Origin of the sequence: Candidatus Pelagibacter sp., assembly GCF_965262185.1 — a bacterium.
Taxonomy (GTDB): domain Bacteria; phylum Pseudomonadota; class Alphaproteobacteria; order Pelagibacterales; family Pelagibacteraceae; genus Pelagibacter.
Map to the genome: position 1 here is coordinate 355,917 of NZ_OZ253498.1, position 15,502 is coordinate 371,418.

A 15,502-nucleotide genomic window follows, 5' to 3' on the forward strand; every position below is an offset into this window, starting at 1 on the left:
TTTTCTAGCTACAGCTAGAACCTCCTAACACACAAAATTTTGAACAATGTTTGTGGTTGAGGTATATTTTTTGAAGTGAATTTGTCAAGGAATCTCCAAGATCAAACTCATCTTCATAAGGAAGCAAAGTGCAAGCTATAACCTTAGGTTTTTGAGATCCTTTTTTTTTAACAACCATACGAGACCAGGAACACATAATATCGTTGGGATCTTTATTTAAAATACCCCAACAATTTGTTGTAATTTCTGGTGTATCTACTTTTTCATCCATTTCTGCAAAAGTAACTAGTTGTTGTGTTGAAAATGCATCTAAATTTAAATTATTTTTCTTAATAAAAACTTGAAAATTTTTTCTTAATTGATCCTCTGATTGTTTCCATAAAAGTCTTGTTGCTAAAGCAAATTTAAAATTATTGTTATTTAACCAATTAAGACCTTTTAACATTACGTCATAAGTTTCTTTACCTCTTATCTGCTCATGTTTTGTTTTTTCATAATGATCTATTGATACTCTAATTGTTAAGTTAGCATTTTTTAATTTTAATAATTCTTCAGCTTTATTTTGCATTGGCTTCATTGCATTTGATAAAACCAAAACTTTTAAATTATTTTCTAAAGCATAACTAATCATTTTAAGAATATCTTTATTCATAAATGGTTCTCCACCTGTAAAACCAATTTCTTTTGTTTGTAAATTTTTATTAATCGCTTCATCTATAAATGTTTTTACTTCCTCAAATGTTAAGTAAACTAATCGATCATTTTTAGGGCTAGACTCTATGTAGCAATTATGACACTCAATATTACACAGAGTGCCTGTATTAAACCAAAGGGTAGATATTTTTTCAGCTTGAATAAATGCTCTTTCACTGCCGTCAGCTGTTGTTAATGGATTTTTAAATTTGTTTTTAGCTAAATATTGCATGTGTTATGTATAATGATTATAAAAAAAGTTTATAACATTTAGAATTAAAAACATTGATAAATAATTAAAAATGAAAAAAATATTAGCAGTAATCACAATCTTTTTTGCAACCATCTCCTTAACATCTGCAAAAGAAACAACGTATAAAAAAGAATTATTTGATAAAGCTTTAGCGGATGGAAAAGTTGTAGTGGTTAGTTCTTGGATTAAATATTGTACGTCTTGTGCTAGTCAAATGAAAGTTCTCGATAAAGCAAAAAATGATTTTGAAAATATTGAATATTTTACATTTGATGTAACTAATAAAGAAATTGCTGAATTTTTTAATATTCAATACCAAACAACCCTTTTAATTTTTAAAGATAATAAAGAAGTTTACAGAAGCATTGGTGAGACTACCAAAGAACTTATTTATGAAGCTTTAAACTCTGTGGTCTAAATTAATTACTTTTCAATTTCAAAATTACTGCTGGCAAAAAAGTTGCAATAACAAAGGATAAAAATAATAAAGATTGTGCAACAAAAGGTGAAAATAGATCTTTAGACATCAATACCCCAACTAATAAACTCTTAGAAAAATCTGGATAAGGAAACATTAAAAATCCACCAATCAAACCAATTATAATCGAAACATAAGCAGTTTTCTCATTTACCTTATTATAAAAACTATAAAAGACTGTGAAGACAAATGCACAACAAAATAAATCTGCAAGTAAAAATAAATACAAAATATCAAATCCTTTTGATGCAACACCAAATGCAATCAATGATAAAAATACGATAAAGTATTTAGAAATTTTTAAATAATCTGTTTTTTTATCTAAATTAAAAGTCGCTTTTCCATCAACAACAAACAAACTTGATATAGCATTAACCAATGTATCAACTGTTGAAATTGTTAAAGCTAATCCAAGGATAATTATAATTAAGGATAAAATTTCAGTTTGTTCTTTTAACAATAAAGTGAAAAATCCTAAATCAGCTCTTGCTGAAGGATCAATAGAAAATGAAACCATTCCAATAAAGCCCATTAAAAAAACTATAGGCACAATTACAAAAAAAGAAATGATCAATGCTGATTTTAAAGTGTTGTAATCTTTAGCAGCATAAACACGTTGCCAATTTCCTTGGTGAAATAAATTGGTAGCTGCAACAGCTATAAAAAAAGTTAATCCAGCAGTATAACTTGGAATATAAGATGAACTTAACAATTGTGGATTTTTTTCTTTAATTAATGCAAAAGAAAAATTATCTCCTGTTGATGAACTGATAATTAAAATTAGAATTAATAAAAGAAAGCCAATTACAATCATTTGAATATTATCGGTAAAAATAGAAGCTCTTAGACCGCCATAAAGCGTATACGTTAAAGTAGCCAAAAGTACTATTGATGCAGTGATCCAAAGATCTGTACCTGATAAATAATTTATCAAAACTGCAACAGCTGTCAACTCTGCACAAAGAAAAATAAACATGTAAAAAATTGTCATTAACAAAATCAGTTTAAACAAACTTTTTCCAAATTTTTTTCTCATAAACTCAATTAGAGATGAGCCTTTTGGAAACTCTGATCTAATTTTTCTTCCAAAATAGATTAAGAAAATCATAGGAAAAGCTGTGCCAAGTGCATACCCAATAACAGCCCCTATTCCACCCCACGTAGCAGCAGCAACAGGACCAAATAAAATCCAAGCCCCTAAAGCAGATGCAATAAGACTGGTTGTTAATGAAAATAATTCTATATTTCTATTGGCTGTTAAATAATTACTTATTCCTTGGAATTTTTTAGAATGATAAATTCCTAAAGCAGCAAATACTAAACTTATAATGATTACTAATGTTAATGATGATGATTGACTTAAAAAGTATGTATTATCCATTTTATCCCTTTCTGAATTACCGGACAGGTTCTTAGGGTTTAATCTCAGTCTGTTAAGACACCCCTTTAATTAAATATATATTTAATTTTAAGTTTTTAAACTAATAAATTAAGTTATATTAAGAGTTATGAACTACAAAGCCTCACCAAAAAGATATTCCAACATGAAATATAGAAGATGTGGAAAGAGTGGTGTTGATCTACCCTTAATAAGCCTTGGTCTTTGGCATAATTTTGGTGGTAAACAACTTACATCTGAAGCAAAGAAAATGTTATTTTATTCTTTTGATTCAGGGATTACTCATTTTGATTTAGCAAACAATTACGGTCCACCAGCAGGAAGTGCTGAAGCTAACTTTGGAAAAATTTTAAGTAAAGAATTTAAAAGATATAGAGATGAATTAATTATTTCATCTAAAGCAGGTTATGACATGTGGGAAGGACCTTACGGTGAATGGGGTTCTAAAAAATACATCATTGCAAGCTGTGATCAAAGTTTAAAAAGAATGGGATTGGATTATGTAGATATTTTTTATTCGCATAGATTTGATCCAAATACACCATTAGAAGAAACAGCAGATGCTTTAGAGCTTATTTATAGATCTGGTAAAGCTCTTTATATTGGTATCTCTTCCTATTCTTCAAAGAAAACTATTGAGATGTTCAATATTTTAAAAAAAAGAAACATTAAAATATTTATCCACCAACCTTCTTACTCTTTAATAAATAGATGGTTTGAAAAAGACTTAGATAAAAATTTAATTAAATTAGGAATTGGAACTATTGCTTTTTCACCATTAGCACAAGGAATGCTGTCAGATAAATATTTAAAAGGTATACCAAAAGCATCGAGAGCAAGTGATCCAAAATCTGCATTAGATAAAAGTTTTATAACTAAAAGAAATATAAAGATAATTTCAGATTTAAATCAAATTGCTAGAAAAAGAGAACAAACATTATCTCAAATGGCTTTGGCTTGGGTATTAAATAATAAAGCGGTCACTACAGCTTTAATTGGTGCAAGTAGTGTAAAACAAATTAAAGAAAATATTGAAAGTTTAAATAATTTAAATTTTTCTAAATCTGAGCTTAAAGAAATAAATAAAAAAGCCAAAGACGGAAATATTAATAAGTGGGCAAGATCTAGTTCTTATTAAAAGAAGTGTTTTTCAATTAAATAATGAAGAGTAAAAATAATTAAAGAAGCACAAATAATTAGAAATACTCTTTCTTGATTACTCATTATTGTTGACCTTTATGATTCATTATTTCAATCATGCACTGAGTGGCATACTCTCTCCACTCTGTAGAATTTTTATTTTTTAGGCTATTTAAATGATCTCGGTTACTTTGAATATCGTCTTTATGTTTAAGATAATCAGCACCATTTAGGTTTGCTTCCATGGAAGAAAGGTTGGTTTCCATTGCTTTTATCCACTCTTTTCCAAGCTCAACACATTTTTGATCATCTTTTTCATCACAGATTTGTTTGAAAAAATTAAATATTACATCATCAGTTTTGACTGAAGTGTTCATTTCTTATTGTTTGCAAGTTCCAATAGAGTCTGGACCGCAAGCTTTTCCATTAGTCCACGTGGCACCAATCAGATTTGCATTTTCAAAATTTGCATTTGTAATGTTTGCAGATGTAAAATTTGCTTCCATCAAATTTGCATTTTGAAAATTAGCTTCTATTAAAGTTGCTCCCATAAAATCAACTCTAGTTAGGTTTGCATTTGTAAAATTTGTTTTTTCAAAATTTGCACCAATACTGACAGTCTCATAAAGATTGGCTCTAACAAATGTAGACTCTGGGAAAGTTCCAAAGGATAAATTTGAATTCATCATAATGCTTTTGTCTAAGTTTACTTGAACAAAACTTGCAAAAGATAAATTCGAGTTTGGTAGATAACTACCTTGTAGATCCTGTCCATCTGAAAATCTGCATTTTGAATAATCTACCCCATCTGTTAATGGATCATCACATGCAGCATTTGAATTTGAAACAAAAAAGAGACTTAAGAATATTAAAAGCAGTATTTTTTTCATAGGCAAAATTAACAAACAAATTATGTCAAAACAATGAAAGATTGTGATTAAAAATTTGATAAAATATAAGTTATTTATTTTCCCAATCAAATCGAGGAAACGATTCAAAAGCTCTAATAATACTTTCAGACCAACTTTTTGTTATTGAGGAATAAACTTGGTCCTCTAATTCAAATTTATTCTGATATATAGGATTAATTAAACCTTTTTTATAAACTACAAAATCAATTGGTGGTCCAACTCGTAAATCACTTTTGATAGTTGAGTCCATTGAAATTAATGCACATCGGGCAGCATCACCTAATGATATTTCTGGTTTTAAAACTCTATCTAAAATTGGTTTTCCATAATTAATCTCACCAATAATCAAATATGGTTTGGTATCCGATGGTCGAATATAATTTCCTTGAGGATATACTAGTAAAATCTCTGATTTTTGATCTTTAATTTGTCCTCCTACAATATATGAAGAACCAAGTTGCAATGCTTCTTCATTAATTCCATGAGGAGAAGAATGTTTAACTGTTAAAGATCCAACGTAATTTGCAACTTCTTCAATTGTATTACAAGTATTTAAACTTTTTTCTGGTTTATCAGATTCTAAATCTTTTTTAATAGAACTAAATACTGCTTGTGATGTTGCTAAGTTTCCTGAGGTAACTATTACTAAATTTCTATCACCAACAGCATAATTAAACATTTTTGAATATGCATTGATATCGTTTAATCCAGCATTTGTTCTAGAATCGGATGCAAAAATCATTCCTTCATTAACATTAATTCCAATACAATAAGTCATGGAATATTATCTAATATATAAGTAAGGATTTAAAAAGCTTAATTTATCGTCACAAACAATTTATTTTTCATGTTTTTTTAAACTTTTTATGCTTTAATGACAGATGCCTAAAATTTCCTGGGAAAAATATGAGGCAAAAAAAGTATTTGATGAATATGTTGAGGAAAATCAAAAACTAAGGCCTGAAACTAAAATTATTTCGAATTTTATTTCTAAATATTCAAGAAAAAAACTTCTAACTACTGTTAAAAATTCTGAAAATGCAATTAGTCAAAGAGGAGTTACTTTTAGAGTTTATTCAAATGATAAAATTACAGATCATTATTGGCCACTTGATATTATTCCTAGAATTATAAAAAAAAAAGATTGGAATAAAATTTCTAAAGGATTAGCTCAAAGAGTAAGAGCTTTAAATTTTTTTATTCACGATGTTTATAATGATCAAAAAATTTTTAAAGATAAAATTATACCAAAAAATATAATTTTAAATTCAGGAAATTTTAGAAAAGAGTGTATTGGTATCAAACCTCCATTTAATGTTTGGGCTAATATTTGTGGCTCAGATTTAGTTAGAGACATTAATGGTGAATTTTTAGCACTGGAAGATAATTTAAGAGTTCCATCAGGTGTATCTTACATGCTTGAAAATAGAACAGTCATGAAAAGTGTTTTTCCAGAAATATTTGAAAAACATAAAATCAGTCCAGTAGATGAATATTGTTCAAAATTATACTCATGTATGAGATCTCTATCAAAAAACAAATCTAATCCTAAACTAGCTATACTAACTCCTGGTGTTTTTAATTCAGCTTATTTTGAGCATGTTTTCTTAGCACAACAAATGGGTGTAGAACTAGTTGAAGGCTCAGATTTATTTGTTGAAGACAATAAAGTATTTATGAAAACAGTTTATGGAAAAGAGCAACTGCATACACTTTATAGAAGAATTGATGATTTATTTTTAGATCCAAAAGTATTTAATAAATCTTCCTTGGTAGGTGTTCCTGGAATTTTTAATGCTTGGAAAAAAGGAAATATAAGTATTCTTAATGCTCCTGGATCTGGTGTTGCTGATGACAAAGTTGTCTACAGTTATGTTCCTAAAATGATTAAATTTTACCTTAACGAAGAGCCGATAATTAACCAAGTAGAAACATATTTGTGTCATGAAAAAAAACAAATGGATTATGTAATACAAAATATAGCTAAATTAGTAGTTAAGCCTGCAAACGAGTCAGGCGGATACGGGATTTTAATTGGTCCTAGAGCATCCAAAAAAGAATTAGATGAATGTGTTAAAAAAATTAAGAAAAATCCACGAAATTATATTGGGCAAAAAGTAGTCTCACTTTCAACATCTCCAACTCTAATTAATAATGAACTTGATCCAAGACATGTAGACTTAAGACCATTTATAATATCTGGCTCCAATCAGTATGTAACGCAAGGCGGTCTTACTAGAGTGGCGTTAAAAAAAGGCAGTTTAATTGTTAACTCATCTCAAGGTGGTGGAAGTAAAGATACCTGGATATTGGATAATTAGATTATGTTAAGTAGAAGAGCAAAATTATTGTATTGGATGTCTAGATATCTTGAAAGATCAAATTTTACATCAAGATTATTAATTACTACTAGTGAATTACAATTAGATTTATCATTGGAAGATGAAATTTCTTGGAAACCCTTATTAACTGTAACAAATTTAAACAAAGACTATATCAAATTGAATAAAAAATATTCTGAAAAAAAAACAATAGAATATTTTATTTTAAATAAATCAAATCTATCCTCTATTTTTAATTCATTAAATTTATCTCAACAAAATTCTTTGGTGATAAGAGATATACTACCCGAGCAATCAATAATAAAATTAAATGATTTAATATTAAAATTTAATAAAAATATAAAAACTAGAAAAAATAAAAAAAACTATATCAAAATACTCAATGAAGTAATCCAAGGTTCCCAAAGCTTCATGTACTCTACTGATATGGAAATGCAAAGAAACATTGAATATCAATTTTTACGTCTTGGAAGATTTATTGAAAGAACTGATATGATGATAAGAATACTTCAATCACAATCTTTAAGATCTAAACAACATAAAAAAGGATATGAATATTTAACATTGGAATGGATAAATATTCTAAAATCTATTTCTGCTTTCCAAGCCTACAGACAATATTCAAAACAAGATATAACAGTTTCTGATATCATTAATTTTTTTCTTAAAGCAGATATTTTTCCAAGATCAATTAGCTGGAATTTAAATCAAATTGAAAGAGCTTTGTATAGAATATCAAAAAAAAATGATTTGATTAAAAAAATCAAATATTTGAATAAAAAAGTAGAAAAATTTAATATAAAGAATGATGATATAGACAGTTTGCTTTTATTTTTAGAAAAAACATTAAAAGAAATCAGTGAGCTAAGCTATAACATAGAAAAAAAATATTTTTTCTTTAAATTAAAAATAAAAAAATGAAAGAATATAACATTGCATCAATAGCAGGAGATGGGATAGGAAAAGAAGTAGTTCCTGAAGGCTTAAAAGTACTAAAAGACGCTGCTGAAAAACATCAATTTAAAATAAATTTTACAGAATATGATTTTGCTTCATGTGATTATTATGAAAAACATGGAAAAATGCTTCCAGATGATTGGAAGGAAAAATTAGGAAAACATGATGCAATATTCTTTGGTGCAGTTGGTATGCCAGATCATGTTCCAGATCATATTTCTTTATGGGGATCCTTACTTCAGTTTAGAAGAGAATTTGATCAATATATCAATCTTAGGCCGGTAAAATTGTTTCCTGGAATTAATCCTCCGTTAGCAAATAAAAAACCAGGTGACATTGATATGCTAATTGTTAGAGAAAATACTGAAGGTGAATACTCTTCTGTTGGTGGAAGAATGTTTAAAAATACTGATAGAGAAATAGCTATTCAGGAAACTATCATGTCTGCCCATGGAATAGATAGAGTTCAAAAATTTGCTTTTGAATTAGCAAAACAAAGAAAAAGAAAAAAATTAACTAATGCAACAAAATCAAATGGTATTTCAATTACAATGCCGTTTTGGGATGAACGTTTTAATGCAATGAAAGAAAATTATCCTGAAATTGAAACAGATCAATATCATATTGATATTTTGGTTGCTAGATTTGTACTAAATCCTGAATGGTTTGATGTTGTTGTTGCATCTAATTTATTTGGAGACATTCTTTCTGATTTAGGACCTGCTTGCACTGGAACTATTGGAATTGCTCCATCTGGTAATATTAATCCTGAAAATAAATTTCCATCTTTATTTGAACCAGTTCATGGTTCAGCACCTGATATTGCAGGAAAAGGTATTGCTAATCCTGTAGGACAAATTTGGTCTGGTGCAATGATGTTAGACTATTTGGGAGAAAAAGAAGCTTCCAATTCAATTGTTGAAGCTATTGAAAAATCTTTAAGTGAAAAAGAAAATAGAACTAAAGACTTAGGTGGAGATGCTGACACCTTAAAATGTTCTAATTCAATATTGGCTAATCTTTAAATCTTAACCTTCTTACCAGTTTTTGCACTTTTGGTTATTGCTGCAAAAATCTTAAGAGAGATTAATCCGTCATTTCCATTTACCTTTGGTTTAACTTTTTTAGAAACAACATCGGCAAAATGATCAATTTGGTTTACTAAAGTACTATCGTCTTTTTTGTTTTTATCTTCATTAACAAATATCTTATTCCACCAACTTCGCTCATTTTTATAAAACCAATATTTTAAATTAGGAAATTGTAATGATCCTTTGGTGCCACCGATCATGTATGCAGACTGATTAGTTATTGGATAAGCAGGATTTTCTCCTGCTGTTAGTTCATAACTCCATGGAGCAACAATTGTATCTGATAAATTTAAGGTGCAAAGTGCACCTGAATTAAAAATTAAGCTAATTGTAGCTGTATCTTCAACTGCAAATTTTCTAGTTTTATTGGTTGTAAATGCTTGAACATATTTAATAGATCCAAGTAAGTAGCAAATCATATCGATATCATGGACTAAATTAATTCCTAAAGGTCCGCCTCCTTTACTAATTCTCCATTTTTCTTTGTAATAAGCTTTGTGTTTATAAAGCCAACACAAAACATTTGCTGAAACGATGTTTCCTAATTTTCCTTTATCGATTAACTCTTTTACCTTTGATACAATTGAATTATGCCTTCTATGATAACCGATCAATAACGGTGTTTTATTTTTATTAGCACTACTAATAATTTTTTTAGCAGAATTAATGTTATCTGAAATAGGTTTTTCTAATAATACCGGAATTTTTTTCTTTAAGAAACTGACTGTATGTTTTTCATGAAGTTGATTTGGAGTAGCTACAATTACAGCATCCAAATTTTTTGAGTTCAAAAGTTCGTCTACATTTGAATACAATGGGATTTTATATTTTTTTGATAAATTTTTAGCATTGTTAGTAATATCTACTATTGAATGAAGGTTTGCTTTTTTAGATTTTGAAATTGCTTTTACGTGCTGCAACCCCATTAAACCTGTTCCAACAATGGATATGTTTATTTGTTTATTCATTTTACAAAATATTTATCTTTGTAAAGTATTTATAAAGTTTATTAGGTTTAATTAAAGTACTTGGAAAATTTTTATTATTTGGTGCGTCCGGGTAGTGTTGAGTTTCTAAACAAACACCCTGGTAAGGAGCAAGTTTATTTTTATATCTTAAACCTTGACTAGTATAAAGCTGCACTCCAGGAAGATTTGAATAAAAGTCTAATTGAATATTAGTATTTTTATTTTTTAGAGAAGCTAAATAATTTTTAGAATTTTTTTTAATACAATATGTTAAATCAAATCCTAATTGATTGATTGTATTGGATACTTTCTTTATTTTTTTGTTTTTAATAATGTTTATTTTTTTTCCAATATTTTGAAACTTATTAAAATCATTAATGGTATTTTTAACTTTTTTAATTTTACCAGTTGGGATTAATTTATTAGTTACTTCAAGATATTTTTCAGAGTTAATTTTTAAATCATGATTAAAAATTGTTTCTTTTTTATTCTTGTTTAAATTCCAATAACTATGATTGGTTAAACTCACATGAGTTAATTGGTTTGATTTATATTGGTATTTAATGAATAAACTTTTGTTTTTGATTTCAAAAATACACTCAGAATTCAAATCTCCTGGAAAACCTTGATCTAGATGTTTAGATGACAATTGATAGATAATTTTATTTTTTGAATAATGTTTTATTTTCCACTCTAATCTATCAAATCCTATTTTTCCTCCATGTAACGTGTTTCTTCCTTCATTGCCATTAAGTTTATAAATCTTATTTTTAATCTTAAATCTTGAATTTGAAATTCTGCCCGCGTACCTACCACAAGTAGCACCCACATAAAAATTCTTATTACTATAATTTTTTGTAGGGCCTAGATTTAAGATTAAATTAATTTTCCTTCGCTTGTCATAAACTTCATATAAACAAGCACCAATATTAATTGATTTAACTCTTAAATACTTATTTTCTATCGTTGAACTTTGTACTTTCACAAAGTCCCTTATAGCCAGCCTTTATCAACAATGTAAGATTGATTTGTGCAACCAGAAGATTGTTCTGATGAAAAAAATAATACCGTTTGTGCAAGCTCGTGGGGCATTAACTTCTCTTTTAAACATTGGTTTTTCATCAAATCTTTTTCGGATTCTTCGTTTAACCACATATCAATTTGTCTTTGTGTTAAGACCCACCCTGGGACTACTGAGTTAACTCTAATATTAAATTCTCCTAAATCTCTAGCAAAGGATCTTGTTAAGCCAACTACGCCAGATTTTGCAGCTGTATAAGCTGCCATACCACCTTGTCCAACCATCCAAGATGCTGAACCCATATTAACAATTACTCCACCCTTGTTTTCAATCATTGATTTTTTAACTGATTGAACTGTGAAAAAATAATGTCTTAGGTTTACATTCATTCTCTCATTCCAATACTCTTCTGTAACATCATCAATTTTATGCCTTGTATCGTTAGCAGCATTATTGATTAAAATATCTATTGGACCTTTTTGATCTATAATGTCCGCAATTGTCTTTTGAAGTTGTTTAATATTTAACAAATCACACTCAATAAAAGTTGGTATTGAATATTTTTTATTTTTTATATCTTCAATTAATTTTTCAGACTCTGATACATTAATATCAATAAAGTAAACCTCAGAACCTTGTTCACAAAAATGTTCAACAATTGAAGCACCAATTCCAGATCCACCACCCGTTATAAATACTCTTTTATTTTCTAAATCGTAATATTTTACTTTCATTATATCTCCAATTCTTTAGCTAGATCGCCAATTTTAGCACCACCTGCCATCAACCTTTTCACATCTTCATTACCTAGTTCTGATGACAATCCCGAACCAATTACTTCCCCTAAACTTAAAAAAGTAAATCGATCAGCAATAAGTCGTGCATGAATTTCATTGTGAGTGATAAGTATAATGGCAATATTTCCTAAACTTTGAACTTTTTTAATTGTTTTTAAAACTTCCATTTGCTGCTTTTGACCTAACGCTGATGTAGGTTCATCTAATATTAATATCTTTGCACCAAAATAAGTTGCTCTTGCAATTGCCAATGTTTGTCTTTGTCCACCTGACATTGTTCCAACTGGTTGATTAGGGTTTGAAATATTTATTCCTATTTTAGACATCTCCTCTATTGTTATTCTATCCATCTCATCCATTTGCATTAAACCAAATCCGGCGGGACCTTTTATCAATTCACGTCCAAGAAAAAAATTTCTTGTTACTGAAGTTAGTGCGTTTAGTGCTAAATCTTGATAAACAGTTCCAATACCTGCATCAGATGCTTGACGTGGTGAGGTGAAGTTAACAATTTCTCCATCGACTTTTATTTCTCCACTTGTCATAGGATGAACACCAGATAACACTTTGATCAAAGTTGATTTTCCAGCACCATTATCACCTAACAATGCATGAACTTCACCTGGATAAACATCTAACGAAACACCATTTAAAGCAGTAAATGCTCCAAATTTTTTTACTAAATTTTTTATTTCAATTAATGGTTTTTTGTCCATTAGATAGTTCCCATAATTCGTTTTCTTATATTTTCATTGGTAAAGGCGGCAGTAACAAGCACTGCTCCAAGGAACACTCTGTAGAATGATCCATCAATTCCAGGAATATAAAAGAAAGCTTCTTTTGCAATTCCGAAAATGATTGTACCTAGAATTATTCCACCTATGGTTCCAAACCCTCCGGTTAATACAACACCACCAATAACCGCTGCAGCAATTGCTTCTAATTCTTTTAAATTACCTTTTGCTGTATCTGCAGTATTAACTTCAAACACCTGACACGCCGCAAACATAGTTGCGCAGAACGCAGTAAACATAAATAATGAAATCTTAACTTTATTCGTCGGCACACCATTAGCTTTTGCAGCATTAAGATTTCCACCAGTTGAATAAATCCAGTTACCCGCTTGAGTTTTACTTAAAATTAAATAACAAATAAACGCTATAAGTCCCCAGATCATTAATGCGGAATACATCCCTTTAGCAAAAATGTTTCCAAAGTTATTTACATTCCAATCTACTGTATAATATAACCAGTTAAATACTGGCTCCATAATATCGCCTCCAAAGAAATTAGCGACTGGTCTAGCTGTAACAATTGTGTCGATGTAAGCTTTTGCTATATCAATATCTGTAACAGCCTTTGCAGCAACATCAGGAACATTAACTCCAGCTTCAATTTTCTTTGTTAAAATTTCAACCATTGAGTCATTGCCAGATTTTTTTGCTCCAGCTAATGATTTTTCTAAAGTTGCAATCATCTTTTCAGCATTCATGGCAGTTTTGTAAGCTGCAACTTTTTCGTTAACATATGTTAATCGTTCAGTTAATTTTGCAACCGTGCTCGCTGGCACAGTGCTAAGAATTTCTAATAATTGGTCATTTGGTAAAGATTTGGCCGCGTCTCTTTCCATTTCTCCATGACCCGGTACATTTATAATGTTTTTGATATCTGGTAAATCTGTAACAGTTGTTGATCCAGCAGTTTGATCAGGTGCTTTGTTAAATGCTCTGTATGATACCTCAGTTAATCCTCTTAAGAAAAAAAGTCCACCTAGTGTAACAATGAAAGAAGATATACCACTTTTAACAACTATCCATCCTTGTATCCATCCAAAAGATAATGTCATACATAATGTAATTAATATTGCTAATAATGGAGATACATCTTGAATTTTAAATAATGTAAATCCTTCAAAATGAAAACCACCTTCAAAAGATATGTAAGGAATAACAACAGCAAAACCCCATTTTAGTATCATTGCCATACAACCACCAGCAAAGCCGATCATTGAACCAACAGAAAGATCAAATTCACCTGCAATGATTAACATTCCAGCAGCAAGTGCAACAATCCCTAATTGAGCAATTACCCTAAAATTATTTCTAATTCCTAATGCGTTAAATCCTTCACCGGTAAATGGGTTAAGTGAAAATTGTCCTTCTGGAATAGAAAAGTATCCCAACATACAAAAAAGCAAAATCATCACTCCTAAAGGTCCAACCTCTGGACGAGATATAAATGCAGAGTACCATTTTTTTTCGCCTTGTCGGTCTGACTCTTGTCTTGGCTTTTTTGTTGTTGATGTATTCATTTATAAAAAGATTTATTAATTTTATAAAAAAAAAGGGCCGATTGAATAATCGACCCTTTAAATTATTACAGACTATCTGTCAATTCCCGCTAAAGCAGCAACTGAAGAAGCGTTAGACTTATCAACGAAGCCAGGTCCTGATGGGATGTTAGCTCCTGGTAAAAGTCCAGCACTGTTGTTGTACAAGTGTAATACGATAATTGGCATATAACCTTGTAATCTTTGTTGTTGGTCGATAGTGAAAGCAACTCTTCCAGATCCAATTAAATCCATAACTGCAGGACTCAAGTCGAAGCAAGAGTGGTGTACTGTCATACCTAGATCAGCTAAAGCTTTATCAACAGCTTCACAAACGTGTGGTCCTACTGAAAGGATCGCATCGATATCACTGTTAGCTTGTAAAGCAGCAGTTGCTCTAGTTTGAATAGTTGCAGGGTCAGATGTAGTATCAGTCATTTGCATAGGAACAGCTGAACCGTAACCTTCACATCTGTCTACAAGAGCTGTGTTGTATGCTTCTTGAATCATACAAAGTGCTTTAGAAGCACCTTCAGCTTTTGCTCTTTCACCAGCTTTTTGTCCAGCAAGTAATTCAGGCTGACCAACGTGCATTAAAGCACCTAGGCTAGCAGAAGACTCCAAACCAGAGTTCATTGTAATTACTGGAATACCAGCAGCAACAGCAGCTTTAATAGCTGGGCCTAATGCATCTGGATCTGGTAAAGAAATTACCATACCATCTGGTTGAGTAGCTGCAGCAGCTTGAATTGAGCTTGCCATATCAGCCATATCAGCAGAAGGGTTGTAGATATATTCGAAGTCAGCACCGATTGCTCTAGCTGCATCTTCACCACCTTTTTGAACTACTGGCCAAAAAGGATCTTTTCCTTCACCATGAGTAATCATGACGTATCTTTCAGCGAAAGCAGAAGTTGCAAATAATGCAAGAGCTGCAATCGAAAGTATAAGTTTTTTCATTATTTCCCTCTTAAGTTAGTTAGTTAATATATATATATTAATTAATAAGTCGGGATATAAACACATTCAAACACAAGTAGTAAAGTAAAAAATAAAACTATTAAAAAAATTATATATAATATCTATACCTAATTTTATTTAAGCAAGACTGATATGTTTCAAC

The 15,502-nt window shown here is 29.8% G+C and carries 16 protein-coding genes; 5 read left to right on the plus strand and 11 right to left on the minus strand.

Annotated elements, in window-relative coordinates; translation table 11 throughout:
- Nucleotides 1-4: 4 nt before the first annotated feature.
- Complete coding sequence (locus ACQY31_RS02070) at nt 5-925, minus strand: radical SAM protein (RefSeq protein WP_428080368.1); 921 nt, start codon at nt 923-925, stop codon at nt 5-7.
- 70 nt (nt 926-995) lie between these two features.
- On the opposite strand from ACQY31_RS02070, the gene ACQY31_RS02075 reads away from it, so the two are divergent.
- The gene (locus ACQY31_RS02075; RefSeq protein WP_428080370.1) at nt 996-1,364 is read left to right on the plus strand and encodes a thioredoxin family protein; all 369 of its coding nucleotides are present in this window, start codon (nt 996-998) and stop codon (nt 1,362-1,364) included.
- A 1-nt stretch (nt 1,365) separates the two neighbouring features.
- Here ACQY31_RS02075 and ACQY31_RS02080 read toward each other — a convergent pair whose 3' ends face one another.
- Complete coding sequence (locus ACQY31_RS02080; RefSeq protein WP_428080372.1) at nt 1,366-2,805, minus strand: sodium:solute symporter family transporter; 1,440 nt, start codon at nt 2,803-2,805, stop codon at nt 1,366-1,368.
- 127 nt (nt 2,806-2,932) lie between these two features.
- Here ACQY31_RS02080 and mgrA point away from each other — a divergent pair, with 127 nt between their 5' ends.
- The gene (mgrA, locus tag ACQY31_RS02085) at nt 2,933-3,961 is read left to right on the plus strand and encodes an L-glyceraldehyde 3-phosphate reductase (protein ID WP_428080374.1); all 1,029 of its coding nucleotides are present in this window, start codon (nt 2,933-2,935) and stop codon (nt 3,959-3,961) included.
- A gap of 85 nt (nt 3,962-4,046) precedes the next feature.
- Here the strand turns inward: mgrA and ACQY31_RS02090 are convergent, their stop codons facing one another.
- From ACQY31_RS02090 to ACQY31_RS02100, 3 genes are all read right to left on the minus strand, one after another.
- Nucleotides 4,047-4,340, minus strand: a complete 294-nt coding sequence (locus ACQY31_RS02090) for a hypothetical protein (protein ID WP_428080376.1) — start codon at nt 4,338-4,340, stop codon at nt 4,047-4,049.
- A 3-nt stretch (nt 4,341-4,343) separates the two neighbouring features.
- On the minus strand, nt 4,344-4,853 hold the full coding sequence (locus ACQY31_RS02095) for a pentapeptide repeat-containing protein (protein ID WP_428080378.1): 510 nt from the start codon (nt 4,851-4,853) through the stop codon (nt 4,344-4,346).
- Nucleotides 4,854-4,923: 70 nt separating this feature from the next.
- On the minus strand, nt 4,924-5,652 hold the full coding sequence (locus ACQY31_RS02100; protein WP_428080380.1) for a 20S proteasome subunit A/B: 729 nt from the start codon (nt 5,650-5,652) through the stop codon (nt 4,924-4,926).
- Nucleotides 5,653-5,755: 103 nt separating this feature from the next.
- Here ACQY31_RS02100 and ACQY31_RS02105 point away from each other — a divergent pair, with 103 nt between their 5' ends.
- Genes ACQY31_RS02105 through ACQY31_RS02115 form a run of 3 tightly spaced genes read left to right on the plus strand, consistent with a single transcriptional unit; the run spans nt 5,756 to nt 9,198 of the window.
- On the plus strand, nt 5,756-7,195 hold the full coding sequence (locus tag ACQY31_RS02105; protein ID WP_428080381.1) for a circularly permuted type 2 ATP-grasp protein: 1,440 nt from the start codon (nt 5,756-5,758) through the stop codon (nt 7,193-7,195).
- A gap of 3 nt (nt 7,196-7,198) precedes the next feature.
- The gene (locus ACQY31_RS02110) at nt 7,199-8,137 is read left to right on the plus strand and encodes an alpha-E domain-containing protein (RefSeq protein ID WP_428080383.1); all 939 of its coding nucleotides are present in this window, start codon (nt 7,199-7,201) and stop codon (nt 8,135-8,137) included.
- Nucleotides 8,134-9,198 carry a tartrate dehydrogenase gene (locus tag ACQY31_RS02115; RefSeq protein WP_428080385.1) on the plus strand — a complete coding sequence of 355 codons (1,065 nt, stop codon included), beginning with the start codon at nt 8,134-8,136 and terminating at the stop codon, nt 9,196-9,198. Before ACQY31_RS02110 ends, ACQY31_RS02115 begins: the two co-directional genes overlap by 4 nt.
- Here the strand turns inward: ACQY31_RS02115 and ACQY31_RS02120 are convergent.
- The 6 genes from ACQY31_RS02120 to ACQY31_RS02145 form a co-directional block, all read right to left on the minus strand.
- A complete protein-coding gene (locus ACQY31_RS02120) occupies nt 9,195-10,232 on the minus strand; it encodes a Gfo/Idh/MocA family protein (RefSeq protein ID WP_428080387.1) in 1,038 nt (345 codons plus the stop codon). The genes ACQY31_RS02115 and ACQY31_RS02120 overlap by 4 nt on opposite strands.
- A gap of 1 nt (nt 10,233) precedes the next feature.
- A complete protein-coding gene (locus ACQY31_RS02125) occupies nt 10,234-11,217 on the minus strand; it encodes an aldose epimerase family protein (RefSeq protein WP_428080389.1) in 984 nt (327 codons plus the stop codon).
- A gap of 8 nt (nt 11,218-11,225) precedes the next feature.
- Nucleotides 11,226-11,987 (minus strand): SDR family NAD(P)-dependent oxidoreductase, encoded by a 762-nt coding sequence (locus tag ACQY31_RS02130; RefSeq protein WP_428080391.1) that lies wholly within the window; start codon nt 11,985-11,987, stop codon nt 11,226-11,228.
- The gene (locus tag ACQY31_RS02135) at nt 11,987-12,766 is read right to left on the minus strand and encodes an ATP-binding cassette domain-containing protein (protein ID WP_428080393.1); all 780 of its coding nucleotides are present in this window, start codon (nt 12,764-12,766) and stop codon (nt 11,987-11,989) included. Before ACQY31_RS02135 ends, ACQY31_RS02130 begins: the two co-directional genes overlap by 1 nt.
- Nucleotides 12,766-14,361 (minus strand): ABC transporter permease, encoded by a 1,596-nt coding sequence (locus tag ACQY31_RS02140; RefSeq protein WP_428080396.1) that lies wholly within the window; start codon nt 14,359-14,361, stop codon nt 12,766-12,768. The genes ACQY31_RS02135 and ACQY31_RS02140 overlap by 1 nt, the downstream gene beginning before the upstream one ends.
- A 72-nt stretch (nt 14,362-14,433) precedes the next feature.
- The gene (locus ACQY31_RS02145) at nt 14,434-15,339 is read right to left on the minus strand and encodes a sugar ABC transporter substrate-binding protein (RefSeq protein WP_428080398.1); all 906 of its coding nucleotides are present in this window, start codon (nt 15,337-15,339) and stop codon (nt 14,434-14,436) included.
- Nucleotides 15,340-15,502 lie beyond the last annotated feature (163 nt).

Coding starts and splice junctions, on each gene's coding strand:
- ACQY31_RS02095 (WP_428080378.1), bottom strand. CDS start 4,853: ATGAAAAAAATACTGCTTTTAATATTCTTAAGTCTCTTTTTTGTTTCA.
- ACQY31_RS02135 (WP_428080393.1), bottom strand. CDS start 12,766: ATGGACAAAAAACCATTAATTGAAATAAAAAATTTAGTAAAAAAATTT.
- ACQY31_RS02075 (WP_428080370.1), top strand. CDS start 996: ATGAAAAAAATATTAGCAGTAATCACAATCTTTTTTGCAACCATCTCC.
- ACQY31_RS02140 (WP_428080396.1), bottom strand. CDS start 14,361: ATGAATACATCAACAACAAAAAAGCCAAGACAAGAGTCAGACCGACAA.
- ACQY31_RS02100 (WP_428080380.1), bottom strand. CDS start 5,652: ATGACTTATTGTATTGGAATTAATGTTAATGAAGGAATGATTTTTGCA.
- ACQY31_RS02145 (WP_428080398.1), bottom strand. CDS start 15,339: ATGAAAAAACTTATACTTTCGATTGCAGCTCTTGCATTATTTGCAACT.
- ACQY31_RS02130 (WP_428080391.1), bottom strand. CDS start 11,987: ATGAAAGTAAAATATTACGATTTAGAAAATAAAAGAGTATTTATAACG.
- ACQY31_RS02105 (WP_428080381.1), top strand. CDS start 5,756: ATGCCTAAAATTTCCTGGGAAAAATATGAGGCAAAAAAAGTATTTGAT.
- ACQY31_RS02070 (WP_428080368.1), bottom strand. CDS start 925: ATGCAATATTTAGCTAAAAACAAATTTAAAAATCCATTAACAACAGCT.
- ACQY31_RS02115 (WP_428080385.1), top strand. CDS start 8,134: ATGAAAGAATATAACATTGCATCAATAGCAGGAGATGGGATAGGAAAA.
- ACQY31_RS02080 (WP_428080372.1), bottom strand. CDS start 2,805: ATGGATAATACATACTTTTTAAGTCAATCATCATCATTAACATTAGTA.
- ACQY31_RS02110 (WP_428080383.1), top strand. CDS start 7,199: ATGTTAAGTAGAAGAGCAAAATTATTGTATTGGATGTCTAGATATCTT.
- ACQY31_RS02090 (WP_428080376.1), bottom strand. CDS start 4,340: ATGAACACTTCAGTCAAAACTGATGATGTAATATTTAATTTTTTCAAA.
- ACQY31_RS02120 (WP_428080387.1), bottom strand. CDS start 10,232: ATGAATAAACAAATAAACATATCCATTGTTGGAACAGGTTTAATGGGG.
- mgrA (WP_428080374.1), top strand. CDS start 2,933: ATGAACTACAAAGCCTCACCAAAAAGATATTCCAACATGAAATATAGA.